The following is a 17,082-nucleotide window of genomic DNA, read 5'->3' as shown; positions in this document are numbered from 1 at the left end:
GAAGCCCTCAATACAATATATAAACACCTTCCTTTACACGCAGAAGAGGGCGGTGAAGCATCTTCCGTTAATATTCGTGACAGTATTTCCAAAGACTGTCCAGATAACGTAGAAATCACTTCAGCAATTTCGTTAGTTGAACGATTATTCGTTGGACTGGGTTTGCTGGATGATACTTTGTTAGAGCACGGTATCTGGCGATTCAAATCTTTTCCTGCTTCATTGATGGCTAAGTCGTTGCTGTCTTCACTTAAAGATAGTGATCAGAGCCTATTTCCAAAAGGTTTCTGGGGTGCGCAAAGTGACCACTCTGAAGTTGTTGAAGAACAGCGTAATGTATTGCACTACTTAGAAAACCAAAGACAAAGGCACCACAATACTTCTGCGCAGCCCGTTCGTTACGTACATGTAGCTTGGGGTCTTATTTCAGTGGATGGTAAGTTTCTGCTAAGGCACCGAGAAGATAAGACCCGTAAGAACCGAAACAACTATGTGTTAATTGGTGGTCGTGTCTCGCAAAACGATTTAATGGAAGCGAACAAAGAGCTAGATACACTCGCTGCAGTCAGTCTCTTACAAAGCCCAGAGGCATCCAATCAATCTGACGCAATAGAGGTCGCCCTTGAGCGAGAATTATCTGAAGAAACAGGTTTGAATCCTAAAGAACACTATTCCTATTCATCTTGGCGCACCATTAAACCTTACACCGCTGTCGAAGGCGGTGGTGCAAATCATGCGCTAACGGAATACCGAATACATGTTTACCATATTAATCTTACTCAAGATGGCCTACTTGCGCTTTCTAAACGCATCCGCGCAGATGAAAACCTAACATGGTTTACGGCTGATGAGCTTGTTAAGGCTAAGTCTCAAGATGGCAGAATGGCGTATATCGATGCCTTGATCGAGGATCACGATTCTAAAGATGATTGGCGTAAATCTATAGAGAGTATCTCTCCAAGCTATGTGAATACACTCTCAGAGCTTCCAGATTCTTTTTCAACGACATTCTCGCTAGATAATTCAGAGAAAATCAGCGCTGGTAAGACCGGCAAAGAAAAGGACTTAGATTGCAATTTAACTGATGAAGAGCACAACTTGCTGCTAAGCTTGAGTCTCTTTGCAAAGGATTCCGAAGCTGAGTCATGCTCTGAACGAATTCAGCTATTAATAAATGGTTGGGTAGAAATAGTTGATGACGATCTTAATGACTGTGCGAGAAGTTTAACTAATAAACTAAGTGATGCAGGCTTACCGATTATTGAAGGTTATAAAGAGCGCTTTTACCGTCTAGCCTTGGCAGGATCGAACGTTTATTTCCATAAGGTAGCATTTGAATATCGTTTAGAAGATTCGGTCGATAAGAAAACTCAATTAATTGTTACGAGAAATCCGATTGCGACTGACCTAATTGAATCTGAATCAGCTTCTTACACCAAAGAAATTTCTGGAGCGCTTAAGATTGGCCTGAAAGAGCTCATGGCCGATAAAGACGTTAGTGGTGACTCACAGAAAGACCTTGATACCTTCAAAAAGAATGTTCAAAGGTTGTCTTCCCTAAATCAAGGGATTGGCCTAAGAGCGCTGATACGTTCATTTAAATCTAACTTCCAGCTTTTTGATAAAACCGAAGACGAAGAAACACAGACTAAGGAATCAAGTCGATGAGTTCGATTGAAAGCACACCAACACCCAATAACCTAGCAGCATATTGTTGGTCGATCGCCGACCTGTTACGCGGCGACTTCAAGCAAAGCCAATACGGCCGCATCATCCTGCCATTTACGCTCTTACGCCGCCTTGAATGTGTTTTAGAAGAAACCAAAGAGCAGGTTTTAGCTAAATTCGAAGAAATACAGACAATGAACCTGCCCGAAGAAGCGCAGGAAAAGCTGCTGATTCGCGCTTCAGGTTTAAGTTTTTACAACACCTCAAAAATGGATCTCTCCAAGCTGGGCCAAAACGGCATCAAACAAAACCTGGAAAGCTACATCCAAAGCTTCTCCAAAGATGCCCGTGAAATCTTCGAGTTCTTCAACTTCGCCGAATTCCTAGGCCAGTTAAACGATGCCGACTTACTGTTTAAAATCGTACAAAAAGTCCGCCAAACCGATCTTAGCCCCAAGGCCATCTCCAACCACGATATGGGCCTGGTGTTTGAAGAGCTGATACGCCGCTTTGCTGAAGGCTCCAATGAAACCGCCGGGGAACACTTTACCCCCCGTGATATTGTGCGCCTCACCACCTCCCTGGTATTTATGGAAGATGATGACGCCCTCACCAAGCCCGGCATCATCCGCACCATCTACGACCCCACTGCGGGTACCGGTGGCTTCCTCTCCTCGGGTATGGAATACGTGCACGAGTTAAACCCACAAGCGGTCATGCGTGCCTTTGGCCAAGAGCTTAACCCTGAGAGCTACGCCATCTGTAAAGCCGATATGCTGATCAAAGGCCAGGACGTCACCAATATTAAACTCGGCAACACCTTATCCAATGATCAGCTCGCAGCCTCCAAGTTTGATTATATGCTCTCCAATCCGCCCTTTGGTGTCGATTGGAAAAAGATCGAATCCACCATCAAAGACGAAAACACCCTCAAGGGCTACGACGGCCGCTTTGGCCCAGGCTTACCGAGAGTGAGCGATGGCTCGTTATTATTCCTCATGCACCTGATCAGCAAATTAAGACCGAACGAAGGCGATGTACATGGAGGTACAAGTGTCGCGGGAGGCAGGACGCCGGGAGCGACCGGTGGCCGTATTGGCATCATCCTCAACGGCTCACCCCTGTTTACCGGTGGTGCAGGCAGTGGCGAGAGCGAAATTCGCCGTTACATCCTTGAGGCCGACCTGCTTGAAACCATCGTCGCGCTGCCCACCGATATGTTCTACAACACCGGCATCGCCACCTATGTATGGGTGCTGTCGAATAAAAAGGCCGATGAGCGCAAAGGCAAGGTACAGCTGATCAACGGCGTAAACCTCTGCGGCAAGATGCGTAAATCCCTAGGCTCCAAACGTAACGAAATGAGCAGCGATGACATCGCCACTATCACCCGCAGCTTTGGAGCCTTTGAAGTGGTGGATGCTCGTGAGCTGGATAAACCTGCCGAACAAAAAAGCAACCGTGGCCGACAATCGGAAAACCCTAAAACGGAAGCCCCCAAAACCTTCGCCAGTAAAATCTTCGCCACCCATGAATTTGGCTACCGCCGCATCACCATCGAGCGCCCATTACGCGAGAGCTACCAATTCAATGATGAGCGCATCGCCGAGCTGCGCTTTGCCCCCAAGCCGTTAAACGCGCCGATGAAGTGGGTATATGAAAACTATGCTGAAAGCTGGAGCGATGACGAAGGCTGTGAGAACTACGGTGTATTAGCCGAGAATGAAGCCGACATCCGCAAACACTTGAAAACCCATTTCAGTGATTTAAAAGAAGCCAAAATCAAAGAACTGTTAGACCACAAAACCTGGGCAGCACAAAAGCAATGCCTGCTAAAAGCCAAGCAGCTACAGGCAGAGATAGGCACTGTACAGTGCGATGATATGAACGGCTATGAAGCCGCCATCAAAGCCGCCTGCAAAGCTCAAGGCATTAGCCTGGATACCAAAGAGAAAAAACAAATCACCACCGCCGTAAGCTGGAAAAACCCGGCAGCGGAAAAGGTGATTAAAAAGCTGCATAAAAATACCGAAGCCAACCCGCTTTATGGTCTGTTTGAGGTGGATGGAGGTGCCGGCAGCGAAAAGAGAGTGATTGAGTACAAAACCGATGGTGACTTGCGTGATAATGAAAACGTTGCCCTTGATCCATCACAAACCGTCAATGCGTTGAACGAAGCCTACTTCAAAAAAGAGGTACAACCCCATGTACCCGATGCCTGGATCGATGCCAGCAAGACGGATGATAAAGATCAGGAAGTGGGCATCGTCGGTTATGAAATTCCGTTTAACCGCCATTTTTATCAGTACCAGCCGCCAAGAGATTTGGAAGCGATTGATGCGGATTTGGATGCTGTGTCTGCCGAGATTATGAATTTGCTGCAAGAGGTGCATTCGTAATGGGTAAGTATCAAGCATACCCTGAGTATGTTGACTCTGGAACTCAGTGGCTGGGAGAGATTCCAGCGGATTGGGAATTATTTGACGGTAAGCGTTTATTCAAGAATCGAAGGGAGCCTTCATTAGAAACGGATGAGCAACTTGCGGCCAGCCAAAAATATGGCGTTGTTCCTCAGTCTTTGATGATGAAACTGAATGATTCAAAAGTCATGCTGGCATTGAAAGGAACCAGTTCATTTCGTCACGTTGAGGAGAATGATTTTGTAATTAGTTTGAGAAGCTTCGAAGGCGGAATTGAACATAGCAAATACGTAGGATGCGTTTCACCAGCGTATACAGTTTTATCTTCCGTGAAAGATATTGCGCCTAAATTCTATCGTTATCTATTTAAAAGTAAGCCATATATAGCTGCTTTACAGTCAACAACAGATAGTCTTCGCGATGGGAAATCCATAACATTCGAGCAATTTGGTGCCATTCCTCTTGTCTTACCGCAATTTGAAGAACAAGAAAAAATCGCCAACTTCCTCGACCACGAAACCGCCAAAATCGACACCCTGATCGAAAAACAACAACAGCTGATCAAACTGCTAAAAGAAAAACGCCAGGCCGTGATCAGTCATGCCGTCACCAAAGGCCTCAATCCCAGCGTCCCCATGCGCGACTCAGGTGTAGAGTGGTTAGGTGAAGTGCCGGAGCATTGGGAAGTAAAAAAATTCAAATACTTATGCGACAGAATCATTGCGGGGCCTTTTGGCTCTAGCATCACCAAAGATATGTACGTTAAAAATGGCTACAAGGTATATGGGCAAGAGCAGGTGATACCAAATGATTTTGAGATCGGTGATTACTATATCAATGAAAAAGATTACACAGAACTATCCCGTTACATCGTTGGTGAAGGCGATATTCTTATTAGTTGTGTAGGAACATTTGGAAAAATCGCTGTTTTTCCAGAAGGTGCTGAGCCAGGAATAATTAATCCAAGATTGATAAAAGCTGAGATCTGCCAAAATCATAACCCGTACTACATCAGAGAATTACTTAAAAGTGAGATGGTCTTTAAACAATTCGAACTTTTGAGTAGAGGTGGAACAATGGGAGTTATTAACATTGCTATATTGAGTGAAATATTAGCTGCTGTACCTCCTGAGAATGAGCAGAGTGAAGTAGTAGAATATATCAACCAACAAAAAGAAAAGTTCAGCAGCTTGATTGATCAGGCAAATAAGGCTGTTCAGCTGTTACAGGAGCGCCGTACGGCTCTGATCTCAGCAGCCGTAACCGGAAAAATTGATGTCAGAAGCTGGCGAGCCCCAGAACCATCCGATAATCAAAACAAGGAAGTAGCCGCATGAGTACATTGTCAGGAAGCGGTAAGGCTAACGAGTTTACCTTTCAAAATGATATGGTCGATCAGCTAGTCGCTAACGGCTGGCTGCTGGGTAAGCCTGAAGGCTACAACCGTGAACTGGCCCTGTATGAAGAAGATGTGCTGGGTTTTGTTAAAGAAACCCAAGATGAACAATGGCAAAAGTTCTGTGGCCTATATCCCCCTTCACCTGGAAATGAAAAGCATCCTGAGCAGAAGTTTTTAGAGCGTGTCGCATCCCAATTAAATAAAGCCGATCCTAACGCTGCCAATAAAGAGATGCGTACCTTTGGCACCTTGGGTGTCTTACGCCATGAGCTGCGTGATCGTGGTACACGCTTTAGTTTATGCCAGTTTAAACCCGAACATGATTTAAACCCGGATACCCTGGCGCGTTACAAACAGAACCGTTTACGGGTAGTACCGGAGCTGGTGTATTCACCTTGGGCCAATGAAGCAGAATTAGAGGCAACAGGTAATAAGGCTAAAGCATGGCGTATAGATCTGGTTTTATTTGTCAATGGATTGCCAGTGGCCACGCTGGAGTTAAAGTCTGAATTTAAACAGGCGGTGCAAAACGCAATAAAACAGTATAAGACAACAAGATTCGCAACCGATCCGGCGACTAAGAAACCCGAACCACTCCTTAGCTTTAAACGCGGTGCACTGGTGCATTTTGCCGTCAGCCAGTATGAAGTGTATATGGCCACGCGCCTCGAAGGGGAAGACACCTTCTTTTTACCCTTTAACAAAGGCACCAAGGATGGTGGAGCCGGTAACGATGTACCTAAGGATGTGAATCAGTACGCCACCGATTATTTATGGAATGAGGTGTTACAGCCCGATAACCTGCTGAATATTCTTGCCCGTTTTGTGCATTTACAAATCGAAGAAAAGGAAGACTGGGAAGGGCGTAAGTACAAGAAAGAGACATTAATCTTCCCGCGTTACCACCAGTGGGATGTGGTCACCAAATTGGTTGATGCTGCCCTTACCGAAGGCCCAGGTAATAAGTATCTGATACAACACAGTGCCGGTTCCGGTAAATCCAACTCCATTGCCTGGTCGGCGCATCAGTTATCCAGCATTCATACCGCAGAAGGTAACAAACTGTTTGATTCGGTGATTGTGGTCACTGACAGAACCGTGCTGGATGATCAGCTGCAAGAAACCATCTCGCAGTTTACCTCGGTAGAAGGTGTGGTGGGGCGTATTAACCGCAGCGAAGGTGATGGCTCCAAATCGGAAAAGCTGGCCGCAGCGCTGGAAGGTGCAACGCCGATTATTATCGTTACCATTCAAACCTTCCCCTATGTATTAAAAGCCATTGAAAACAGCGTCAGCCTCAAAGAGCGTAACTATGTGGTGATTGCCGATGAGGCCCACAGCTCACAAACCGGCAGCACCGCACGCCAGCTAAAAGAAGTGCTGATGGTTGATGGCAAGCCGCAAGATGAAGATTTAACCACCGATGATATTCTCGATGCAGCCGTGGCCTCACGCCGTGCCTCCAGCAACCTGAGTTACCTGGCCTTTACCGCAACACCGAAAACCAAAACGCTGGAGCTGTTTGGTCGTTTACCCAAACCGGAAGAAGCGCCTTCCAAAACCAATAAGCCCGAAGCCTACCATGTGTACACCATGCGCCAGGCCATTGAAGAAGGCTTTATCCTCGATGTGCTGAAGAATTACACCAACTACAAAGTGGCCTATAACCTGGCCTTGAAGATAGACGGTGCCGATGAAGAGGTAGAAAGCAAAAAAGCTAAGGTGAAACTCAACCAGTGGGTGCGCCTGCATGACTACAACATCAGCCAGAAAGTGCAGGTGATTGTGGAGCACTTTAAAGACAATATCATGGGCTTATTAGGTGGCCAGGCCAAAGCGATGGTGGTGACCAGCTCTCGTAAAGAAGCGGTGCGTTACAAGCTGGCGTTTGATAAGTACATCACCGAAAAAGGCTATCAGAAGATTCAGGCCATGGTGGCGTTCTCGGGTGAGCTGGAGTTCACCGATAGAGATCCTAATGCTGAGGCGTTAATCGGCGAGAAGTTTACCGAAACCAGTATGAACCCCGGCCTGAAAGGCCGTGATATGCGCAAAGCCTTTGACAGTGACGATTATCAGGTGATGATCGTGGCGAATAAATTCCAGACCGGTTTTGACCAGCCCAAGTTATGCGCCATGTATGTCGACAAAAAACTGGGCGGGGTAGAGTGTGTGCAAACGCTGTCGCGCTTAAACCGCACCTTCCCCGGTAAGGCTGAGTGTGGCACTTACGTGCTGGACTTCTTTAATGACCCTGAAGATATATTGGGAGCTTTCCAGCCTTACTTCCAAACAGCAGAACTGGCCGATGTATCCGATCCGGATTTGATTTTTGATCTATCCGATAAGTTAAAAGCAGCCGGTATATTCCTCTGGAGCGAAGTAGAGCAGTTCTGCGATGCCTTCTTTGTGAAGAGCAAAAGTAATGCTGCTATTGCCAATATCTGTAAGCCAGCGGTGGATCGCTGGCAGAAGCGCTACCAGTTGGCGGTAGAGGCATTTAAAGAGGCCAAGGATATGTTTGAGCGCACAAAGCGAACGGACGATGCTGTATTGATTGCTAACGCCGAGAATAGCTTTAAAGAGTGCAAGCAAGCGAAAGATGAGCTGGAAATATTCAAAAAGGACTTGGGTACCTTCGTACGGTTCTACGAGTTCATGTCTCAGATCGTAGACTACGACGATAAAGAGCTAGAAAGGCTCAGCTTGTATGCGCGCAACCTGCAACCCATGTTAAGGGAAGCGGTCATCGAAGATGGCGACATTGATCTATCAAATGTCCAGCTCAGCCACTATCGTTTGTCCAAGATCAGACAGCAGGACATTAAACTAAAAGTTGACTCGGAAGAGGACAAGCTTGAACCGGGTGACGGCTTAGGAACAGCCAAACCAAGAGATAAAAAAGAAGAGTTCTTATCTCACCTAATCAGCAAGCTAAATGAACTGTTTATTACGGACAACTTAACCGATCAAGACTTGGTTAATTACGCATACACAGTAAGAGATAAGGTTCGTGAGAATAAAAATGTTATGAGCCAAATTAGCAATAATACGGCAGAACAAGCGATGCTAGGTCACTTTCCTAAAGCAGTTGATGACGCCATATTAAGCAGTAGTGAAGCACATCAAGATCAGATGATGCAGTTGTTATCTGATCCAGAGAAGGCTGCGAAGTTTGGGCGAATTGTTTTTGGTTTATTGAATGCTCAGTAAGTAAATCATATTCAATATTGGGATAGGTTTTTATATGGATCTAAAATTCGAGTTTGACAATTCTGCTGATGCTTTTTCGTTTAGTAGAAACCTAACAAGAAGTTTAAAGGTTGCGTCTTGCTTTGAGCGCGATGAAGATAAGCATCTTGTTGTCGTGCGCGAGAAAAGTTTAACCGATATAAGTGCTTCTGCATTAGCGGTTTCAATAGTTACAGCAGGCCTAGTAAATGGACAGCAATACTTTGATAAAGAAAAGTTTATCTTGGTGATTGAAGCTATGCAGCGAGCCAATCCAGCGTTAGTAGATATGACTTCACCTCAAATTGGTGAGTATCTAGCAAGTTTGTCTCCAGAGCAATTGCAAGGTGTAGTGAGTAACACAAAAGGTGTTTACCACGAGATGCTATATGTGGATTCGGTAAACAGTGCGGGAGGGGAGGCAGTACTGCATGAGGACTTAAATAATCCAGGTTCAGATGTTGTGATTAGAGAAGATGGCGCTTTGAGTGAAGTCCAATTGAAAGCGACTGATAACGTAACCTACGTAAACGAGCATATTGAGAAGTATCCCGATATTGATGTTGTAGCCACAACAGAGGTTGCTGCAAAAATAGATGGCGTTGAAAGCTCGGGCTTTTCCAACGAATCTCTTGAACAAGATGTGACTAGCGGTGTTGAAGAGCTAATCGCAGGTAATGATACGGCCGATGTTGTTGTGAGTAATTTAACCTCTAGTGTCGCTGAAGAAAGTATTGGTCTTGGGCCCATCAGTATATTAACAGGGTTGCTGTTTGGTATTTTCTGAGTCTTTTTGAGAATAATCTAATCGAAATGCATATGCGGAAATAAGTAAACATATGGCATATATAAACAAAGGTTAGCGGAAGGTGGTGCAATAAACTCTACAGTTTTAATGCTGACCGTACCGTTGATCGGTTTAATTAGGTCTTAGAGTGTTGAGCAACAATACCGCAATACGGTTCAAGGTAAACCGTCATCCGGTTTAGCTGTAATAATTTAGACACAATATCACTAACTAAGAATCAGGCCGTATAATAAATCTGAGTTGTCACAGTTAGCCAAATGCTCCATCTAATAAACCACGTAAAAAACGTGGAGGACCCCCAGGGTCGTTCATACACACTGTTAGGGTTATAAAATGAGAGGGTTTTCTAGTCTTGTTCTATTCATTATTGGTTTAGCAATAACGCTTCAGTGGTTTGAAGATAATAAGTCCCTATTTGTTTTACTATGGCAAATAGTTTTAGTTATTGTACCTCTAGCCACGATAGGCGGTTTTATCAACGAGTTTTTTCAAAGAAAAAGGTATGTTAAATATTGGTATGACAAGCCGACTTGGTATGGTGCAATGGAATGTAATAAGTGCTTTTATGACTGGCAAAGTCGCCGAAATACTCCACCGGCTAAATGCCCAAGCTGTAGTTCCAAAGATATTGATGTGGTTTATGTGTATGAGAAAGCCATAAAGCAGGTCGAAAGGTCGGTGCTAACGGTAGAGGACTGGGAGCAAATACCTGAAGAGAATACTATTACTACGTATCCTTCGTGGTTATTTTTAACAACCATCTTCACAGTATTTGAGTTTATATTTATTTATGCCATGTATTCATCCTAACAAGTTTATCGAACCTCGTTTCGCCCATGATAGCTGATCAGCTATCATGGGATTGTAGAAAGGCATACGTCCTTTTATTTTGAATGCGACATTTGTTTTGCCAATAAAAAAGCCCGCATATCGCGAGCTTTCTAATATTAACTAGAGTGCTTTATCTTGCTTGCAGCTGCTGACTTTGCATGGCTTCGGCTTCAGCAATCATTTCAAGCTGCTCTTTTTTTGCCTCATTCAACACTTTCATATAAATTCTTTTTTTTCTATCTGACTTTACGTTATGTGCAAAGTGCGAAAGAGGTGATTCAACCGTAACTTTTGTTTTACGAATTATCATCTTCCGTCTCCGTATTATCCAACGCCTCTCTTAGGGACGCGGGAGTATATTTTTCGTCCAAATAATTGTCAATATTACCAATATTAAATTCTGGCCGAACTTTTTGATCTAAGTCTTTAAACAATAAATCAACTTGTAGGTTTTGTCCAAACTCTTCTTTTAATTTGCGGACTGTATCTTTCGATTTAAAGTACCTATCAACAAATACATCTAAATCAATAGCCCGTCCCATCGTTAATTCACGGGCTTTTGCAGCTTTCCAGGCATTTAATGGGTCATTGTAAACAAATGTGATAACAACGCAGTAATCCCTTTTAGGTGATAGGCATCGCTCAATATTCTGTTTGGTTTTATCATAGTCTGATAAGGTTCCATCAAGTATGAAGCTTTGTTTATTCTTCATTAACTTATCAAAAACGGCATCTACGATGATGGATGTAGGGTACTGAAAAAGTCTAGCGTTCTTTCCGTTATAGCCAGGCATTTGCTCTCTAATCTCATCAGGGTCAATGAGAGAAAATGCACCTTCATTATCCTTAAATTCATCATCTAGAACGCGTTTTAGGGCGTGAGCAACTTCAGTTTTGCCAGCTGCTGGACAGCCAGCCATGTAATAAGCTGTTGGTTCAGTGTCTGCTGGAACAAGATCTTTATTAGCGTACTCTTGTACAAAGTGCTTTTTTCGTTCCTTTGCCCATTTTATCGCGGCATCGACTAATCCTTGTTCATCTTCAGTGAAATCGCTCATTCAGCACCCATTACCATAGTTGACCAGTTAAGTTTGCATGTAAGCTAAAAATAATCAACTGTTGATAGTGGTATTGCGTCAGTTTAATAAATGAACTCAAAGGAACTAAGTTTATTTAATTTTGAACCGGGGGCGGAGCCAGAAACTCCAAATAAATAAGGAGTATCTCTCTTAACGCAAAGGCCCGCATAAGGCTTAGATATTTAGAGTCTACTTGCTATAAGTTTTCACTATTGCAGTCTTTGGTAGAAAGAAGCTGCTTCAAATACTCACCTTCTTCCTGACTAATCAACCCAACGATATTGTATTTAATCCACCCTGGTATCGGGTCATACCCACCAGCTAAAGCCGCTTCTATATTGTCAGTCTTATCGGCCAGGTATTTCAAAAAATAATCTGCTAATGACTCTCTTAAACGAATATTTCGGCAGCTTGCAACCAACAGCATGCTTTCAGTCACTGGGTCTAGGTTTAGTAAATCGTCAAATAGGTATCCATCAATTATGACACCGCCCAAGCTAAGTACAATCTCTAGTATCTTTACTTTGGCTATAGGATAGCTGTAAGACCTATTAATAGCGCGGTCAGGAAGTTTAAGTTCTGCTGGCTCTAGTAACTCTAAAGAACTTGATTCTGCGAATATTTTAGCTCTCAGTATTTGTACTTTGATGTCGTCGCTTGTTGCTGTGTTTATAGCTATCAGCGCATCCAAAGCAAGACTATAAAATATGACCGAACCAAAGGGGAAGTTGTACTGTTGAAGATAACTCTCTAGTCCTCTGCTTTTAAGATTAGAGATGATTTCATTGTTTATGAGTTCCTTGTTTAGAAAGTCTTGCGGGAGATAGAAGTCCAATTTATTTTCCTCTTACTTGATTAGCTATTTTTACCTTATCTATCAAATAAGACCACGCAAGCGGACATCATAAGGACAAGTTGTTCTAGTGGATGTTTTGATTGAAACTGTGCAGCTAAAAAACAAACTTTTGTAGTGGTCAACTAAAACTGGCCAGCCCGTTATAAGTTTTTTCGTAAGCCTGTTCAGTCAATAACGGTGACATACCACCATTATGATGATGAGGCCGATGACGATTGTAGTAACCATTAATGTATTGATCGATAGCTGCTTCTGCTTCCATAAACGATTCATATCCTGATCGCGGCATCCATTCTGTTTTAAAGCTTCTAAAGAATCGCTCCATTGGCGCATTATCCCAGCAATTTCCTCTGCGACTTAGGCTTTGTCGAATGCCATAACGCCATAGCAGCTGACGATAGGATTGGCTTGTGTAATGACAACCTTGATCGCTGTGAAATAGCACGCCCTTCGGTTTGCCACGACTTTCATAAGCCACTCTCAATGCCTTCTTGGTTAACTCACTGTCGGGACTCTTAGATTTGGCCCAGCCAACAACACGCCTTGCATATAAGTCGATAACGACCGATAAGTACAGCCAACGAGACCCCGTCCAAACATATGTCACATCACCACACCAAACTTGATTAGGCTGTTCCGGACTGAAGCAACGACCCAACACATTTGGAATGAGCACATGCTCTTTCTCAGATTTAGCGTACTTATGTGCCGGCAATTGGCGGCTAACCAAACCTTCTTGCCTCATGAGCTTGTTCACTAACCAGCGACTCACCTTAAAGCCGGATAATGCCAGCAGAGTTACCAAAGTACGCTCCCCCGCAGAACCATTACTAATTCCAAACCAACGCTTGAGTTCAGAAATCAATCTAAGGCGTTGCGGCTCTATCTCTTGAGGGCGGTCACACCAATATCTGTAGCTGCTGCGATGAACATTAAGTACGCGGCATAGTCGAGATACCGACCAGCTCCCTTGCTGCGCTTGGATTAACGAAAACCTTTGATCGAGTCCTGCATCAAGAGAGCTGAAGCCTTTTTTAAAATCTCGTTGTCTCCCTCTAGTTGTTTGATCTTGCGTTCCAACTCGCGAATTTTTAATTGATCTGGAGTGAGAGGTGTAGCACTCGACAACCTACCGTTTCGTTCTTCTTTTAATTGTCGCGCCCATTTATCGACCGTGGACTTACCAAGGCCTAAGCTATCCGCGACATCTCGGACACTGCGCCCTTTATCAACAACTTCTTGTGCAACTTCGAGTCTAAATTCTGGAGAGTATGTTGGTCTTGTTCGTTTGCTCATTTTGATACCTAGTTAGTTGATGGTGATAATATCACCTCTAATTAGGTGGCCAAAATTAGTGTGCCACTACATTTACCTCTAGTTTTTCACACTAACAGGTAAGGATTCTTTCTTTGTCCTCCTGATGTCCGTTTTTAAAAAATGATATTTCTCCGATCATGCATTCTCAATTTACGACGAAGGAGAAATAACAATGACCACTCAATCCACACGATTTAAAAATAATTACCTAGCAAAAGGGCTTGCACTCGCAGCCGCATTAAGCAGCACGGCAGTCTTAGCTGACCCAGTAATCTTCGGGATGGAGTTAGGCAAAACAACCGAGGAACAAATTAAGACGCTCTACAACGTTCAACATACCGGAACGAATAAATACAGCAATGGCAGTATGTATTCAGTACCTCCTTCAAGTATTGATTTTGACGGGCTACAAGAAGTCACAACGATTTTTGATAGAAAAGGTGTATTGGTTGCGGTGTTAACTGATTTTCCAAAATCTAAGTTTAATTATCTAAAGAGTGCGATCGGAGGCAAGTATCAGAAAGTGAGCGAGAAAATCCCGTTTGTTGGGAACAAGAGCGCTACTTATCGCGATGGTGAAACGGAAATCACCCTAGATGCGCCACACATGAGTTTTACGATGTCTATGAACTACATTCGTGATGATTTTATGCGTACTTTTAATTCACAGAGCGAAGCCGAAAGACGACGAAAGCAATCAAACGAGTCATCACAGCTATAAGGAGGCAGTTATGAAAAAAGTATCAAAGTATCTTTTGTATGCCTGGTCTGCTCTGATGGTATTCGCGGGTATTAACTTTTGGCTATCAACGATGGGAATCGTTTATGGCGGAGAGTTTACCTTGCAAGCGACTTTGGTTAAGGGAATGGGAATGACGATGGTATGGCTTGCGCTGTTCGGTTTGTGGTTTAGCTTATCTGCAAGGAACGTAGCTCAATAGGTTGCAGGATAAAAGTAATAACGAGCTTTTCTTAGGGCTCGTTGTTTCGTCCAAATAGATTAATGGGATATAGAAATGAAAATAAGAGAACTGTTGGCGCAGATGCAAAAGCTAGACTTGGAGAAAGAGATATATGTATTCGATGAACCGCAGAATACGTTAGATGGTTTGCCAGCATTAAGGCCGGTTAGCAGCTGCTGCTTGATAAACGAACGAGATATAAGTCGTGAAACTTATGAAGTAGCAACAAACAAAAAGGAGTTTGCAGTACTTAAGATGTCATACGCAAAGTCAAACCCATGTATAGCAATACCTGAGATAGGGACACAAGAACTTATTGTTCGTCTAGCTGATCGTTTGGAGGGGGAGCCGCGACAGTTATTCCTTACTCAGTCCTTTGGCTTGGATAGCTCAGAGATGAGTGAAGATGCAATCTACGCAATTTACCGAAAACTCAATCAAGACAACGTAGATGCAGGGAGTCGGAATGACGAGTTTGTGGTCCATGAAGCATTAGATCGAACCTATCAGATATTGGATCAGCTTCAAAGATCCCTGAGTGATAACCGGTTTGTTCAGAATAACGCGGAACTTAGGTCTTCATATGAAGCCTCTGTCGAAGGGCTCGCAGATCTTTATCAATTGATTGGAGCCAAGGCTTGCGACTGATTTGTGAGCTTTAGTTCTATCACAAATTCAAATTAACTATTGAAAAGGAAATTCATAAATGAAAAAAGCACTAATTGTATGCGTAATATCTTTAGGGCTGCTTGCTGGGTGTAAGCACGGAGCCGAGGTAAACCAAAGCAAGCTTTGTCACGCTTCCAGTGATGCAGAAGCTATGCAATGTAAAGCTGGTGAACTCATGTATTTCGCCCCAAATTTCTTTGGTAATGAACAGCTACCTTTGAATATTGCTGGAGCGTACTGTGACTTTAATCATCAGGTTATGCATACAACGGGCGGGGTGCTTTGTGTGCTTACTGATAAGCGACTGAGTTTAATTGGGGGGTAAAAAGCGATACGGAGAATGTCCCTCTATTGTCCCTGAGAAAGGTTGCTCTACATCCCTATTATAGAACTCATTAAGCAAATACTAATTAGGTTCTTAGGGGATGAATTTATTATGAAATACGAAGACTTTGATTTAAACCTGCTTGATTCGGATTATCTAATACTAGATGTTGAAGCAACGGGATTAGGAAATAACGATCAGATTATAGAACTATCGATTATTGATAAAAATGGCCAGGTTGTATTTGATAAATTAATAAAAGCGACCGTGCCAATAACTGATAGTGCATTTGCAGTTCATGGCATTTCAGAAGGTGAACTAGGGGATAAACCTTTGTGGAATGACGTGATGGAGGAAGTTTATGCGTTAATTAATGGAAGGATAGTATTTATGTATAACGCTCGCTTCGATGCAGAGATCTTGGTTAGAAGTTTTGAAACCTTTAATTATCCAATTCCAAGCTTTAGTGCTGTGTGCGTAGCAGAATGGTATGCAAATTACTTTGGCGCACGTGTTCGATACAGAGACAAAAAAGCTGCTCAATCGCTTGAAAATGCGGCAAAACAACAAGGTATTGAGCGCGTTGGTAATGCTCACCGAGCCTTATCTGACGCTAACTTAACATTTGATCTACTTACGATAGTAGCTGAACAGCAAAAGCTTTATATGTCATAACGTTGAGCTTGTGATGCGTTTTGAGATTTAGAGAGACAGAAACAATGCATGGTTCTCAAATTAGAACCAAAATTCTGAATGTTAATTATCAAGTTAATAAAATTAGCGGTGCAATATAAGGGCAAGCAATGGCAAATGTAGCTAAGAAAACCGAGCATGTTGGCTCCAAAAAAGCTAAAGGGGCTTACTGGGGAAGGAAGTACCTCGCTAAAAGCGAAAGCAACAAAAAAAGAAGGGCTGAAAATACCCTTTTGATTGCCGAGCAACTCGATCAGAAGTAAGGATGTAAGAAGTATTATGGATGAGAAAACAAACTTAATCGTTAGTGTTGATAATGCGAATGCTAAAGACATTACTGATAACGTTATATCAATTGATCAAGATGATGCTTATTTTTATGTGCAATTTGAAGGTAAAGACAGACAGTATAAGTATGCAAAGAAGAATAAGAACCTTGCCTATGAAAGAATCCTTAAAGAGTTCGATGTTTCTTACAAACTCGTATCGATAAAGGGTGCCAGGCCACGAAAATTCGTTTCAGCACAGCAGGCTGGGGAGTGGTATCGATTTGTTCCAGAAAAAGGCGCCAATGTAGTGGCGCTGAGGCGTGACGTCAGTTTCATAAAGGACAAAAGATCAGATGAACGAGTGAACAAACGTTTCGAATATCTCAAAAGGCTATCTCGTTGTTTCGAAATAAAGGAAGAGGGTAAAGAGCCTAATCAGTATCTCGAAAACTACTACAAAAATTTAGGCGGTGTCGAAACTGAATCTGCACTGGCTAAGTACCTGGCTGGTGAGCTTGGGCAACGGTTCGAATTACCCAAGAAGGTATTGTTTCC

General features: G+C 43.3%; 17 protein-coding genes. 13 read left to right on the top strand and 4 right to left on the bottom strand.

Annotated features, from left to right (window positions below; all coding sequences use genetic code 11):
• From A3766_RS06300 to A3766_RS06275, 6 genes are all read left to right on the top strand, one after another.
• Positions 1-1,668, top strand: a 1,668-nt coding sequence (locus A3766_RS06300) for an NUDIX hydrolase (RefSeq protein WP_068641946.1), incomplete at its 5' end; no start/stop codon positions are given.
• On the top strand, positions 1,665-4,067 hold the full coding sequence (locus tag A3766_RS06295; RefSeq protein ID WP_068513868.1) for a class I SAM-dependent DNA methyltransferase: 2,403 nt from the start codon (positions 1,665-1,667) through the stop codon (positions 4,065-4,067). The genes A3766_RS06300 and A3766_RS06295, both read left to right, overlap by 4 nt.
• Complete coding sequence (locus A3766_RS06290) at positions 4,067-5,425, top strand: restriction endonuclease subunit S (RefSeq protein WP_068513865.1); 1,359 nt, start codon at positions 4,067-4,069, stop codon at positions 5,423-5,425. The genes A3766_RS06295 and A3766_RS06290 overlap by 1 nt, the downstream gene beginning before the upstream one ends.
• Entirely contained in the window at positions 5,422-8,700 is a 3,279-nt protein-coding gene (locus tag A3766_RS06285) for a type I restriction endonuclease subunit R (protein WP_068513862.1), read from the top strand. The genes A3766_RS06290 and A3766_RS06285 overlap by 4 nt, the downstream gene beginning before the upstream one ends.
• Positions 8,701-8,734: 34 nt before the next feature.
• Positions 8,735-9,505: a hypothetical protein gene (locus A3766_RS06280; protein ID WP_068513860.1), complete on the top strand. Its 771-nt coding sequence runs from the start codon at positions 8,735-8,737 to the stop codon at positions 9,503-9,505.
• 354 nt (positions 9,506-9,859) lie between these two features.
• Positions 9,860-10,336 (top strand): hypothetical protein, encoded by a 477-nt coding sequence (locus A3766_RS06275; protein ID WP_068513857.1) that lies wholly within the window; start codon positions 9,860-9,862, stop codon positions 10,334-10,336.
• Between the two features lie 151 nt (positions 10,337-10,487).
• On the opposite strand, the gene A3766_RS06270 is transcribed toward A3766_RS06275, so the two are convergent.
• The 4 genes from A3766_RS06270 to A3766_RS06255 all read right to left on the bottom strand — a co-directional run bounded on the left by A3766_RS06270 (position 10,488) and on the right by A3766_RS06255 (position 13,588).
• Positions 10,488-10,667 (bottom strand): hypothetical protein, encoded by a 180-nt coding sequence (locus tag A3766_RS06270; protein WP_068513854.1) that lies wholly within the window; start codon positions 10,665-10,667, stop codon positions 10,488-10,490.
• The gene (locus A3766_RS06265) at positions 10,654-11,415 is read right to left on the bottom strand and encodes a zeta toxin family protein (RefSeq protein WP_068553822.1); all 762 of its coding nucleotides are present in this window, start codon (positions 11,413-11,415) and stop codon (positions 10,654-10,656) included. Before A3766_RS06265 ends, A3766_RS06270 begins: the two co-directional genes overlap by 14 nt.
• Before the next feature lie 217 nt (positions 11,416-11,632).
• Complete coding sequence (locus tag A3766_RS06260) at positions 11,633-12,271, bottom strand: hypothetical protein (RefSeq protein ID WP_068553824.1); 639 nt, start codon at positions 12,269-12,271, stop codon at positions 11,633-11,635.
• Positions 12,272-12,410: 139 nt separating this feature from the next.
• A protein-coding gene (locus A3766_RS06255; RefSeq protein ID WP_156490229.1) for an IS3 family transposase occupies positions 12,411-13,588 on the bottom strand; the annotation gives its coding sequence in 2 pieces (ribosomal slippage) (positions 12,411-13,330 and positions 13,330-13,588; 1,179 coding nt in all).
• A 193-nt stretch (positions 13,589-13,781) separates the two neighbouring features.
• Between A3766_RS06255 and A3766_RS06245 the strand changes: the two genes are divergently transcribed.
• From A3766_RS06245 to A3766_RS06220, 7 genes are all read left to right on the top strand, one after another.
• The gene (locus tag A3766_RS06245; RefSeq protein WP_197470092.1) at positions 13,782-14,330 is read left to right on the top strand and encodes a hypothetical protein; all 549 of its coding nucleotides are present in this window, start codon (positions 13,782-13,784) and stop codon (positions 14,328-14,330) included.
• Positions 14,331-14,340: 10 nt separating this feature from the next.
• Positions 14,341-14,550: a hypothetical protein gene (locus A3766_RS06240; protein ID WP_068508084.1), complete on the top strand. Its 210-nt coding sequence runs from the start codon at positions 14,341-14,343 to the stop codon at positions 14,548-14,550.
• Between the two features lie 75 nt (positions 14,551-14,625).
• On the top strand, positions 14,626-15,219 hold the full coding sequence (locus A3766_RS06235; RefSeq protein ID WP_068511966.1) for a hypothetical protein: 594 nt from the start codon (positions 14,626-14,628) through the stop codon (positions 15,217-15,219).
• Between the two features lie 58 nt (positions 15,220-15,277).
• Complete coding sequence (locus tag A3766_RS06230; RefSeq protein WP_068511967.1) at positions 15,278-15,565, top strand: hypothetical protein; 288 nt, start codon at positions 15,278-15,280, stop codon at positions 15,563-15,565.
• A gap of 111 nt (positions 15,566-15,676) precedes the next feature.
• On the top strand, positions 15,677-16,240 hold the full coding sequence (locus A3766_RS06225; protein WP_068511970.1) for a 3'-5' exonuclease: 564 nt from the start codon (positions 15,677-15,679) through the stop codon (positions 16,238-16,240).
• 128 nt (positions 16,241-16,368) lie between these two features.
• The gene (locus tag A3766_RS29455; RefSeq protein WP_156490693.1) at positions 16,369-16,521 is read left to right on the top strand and encodes a hypothetical protein; all 153 of its coding nucleotides are present in this window, start codon (positions 16,369-16,371) and stop codon (positions 16,519-16,521) included.
• Between the two features lie 16 nt (positions 16,522-16,537).
• A partial coding sequence (locus A3766_RS06220) for a hypothetical protein (RefSeq protein ID WP_156508729.1) occupies positions 16,538-17,082 on the top strand: 545 nt, incomplete at its 3' end.

It is taken from the genome of Oleiphilus sp. HI0132, from assembly GCF_001635845.1.
Note: the sequence above shows the minus strand (reverse complement) of the source record. Positions and strands in the feature narration are given on the sequence as shown.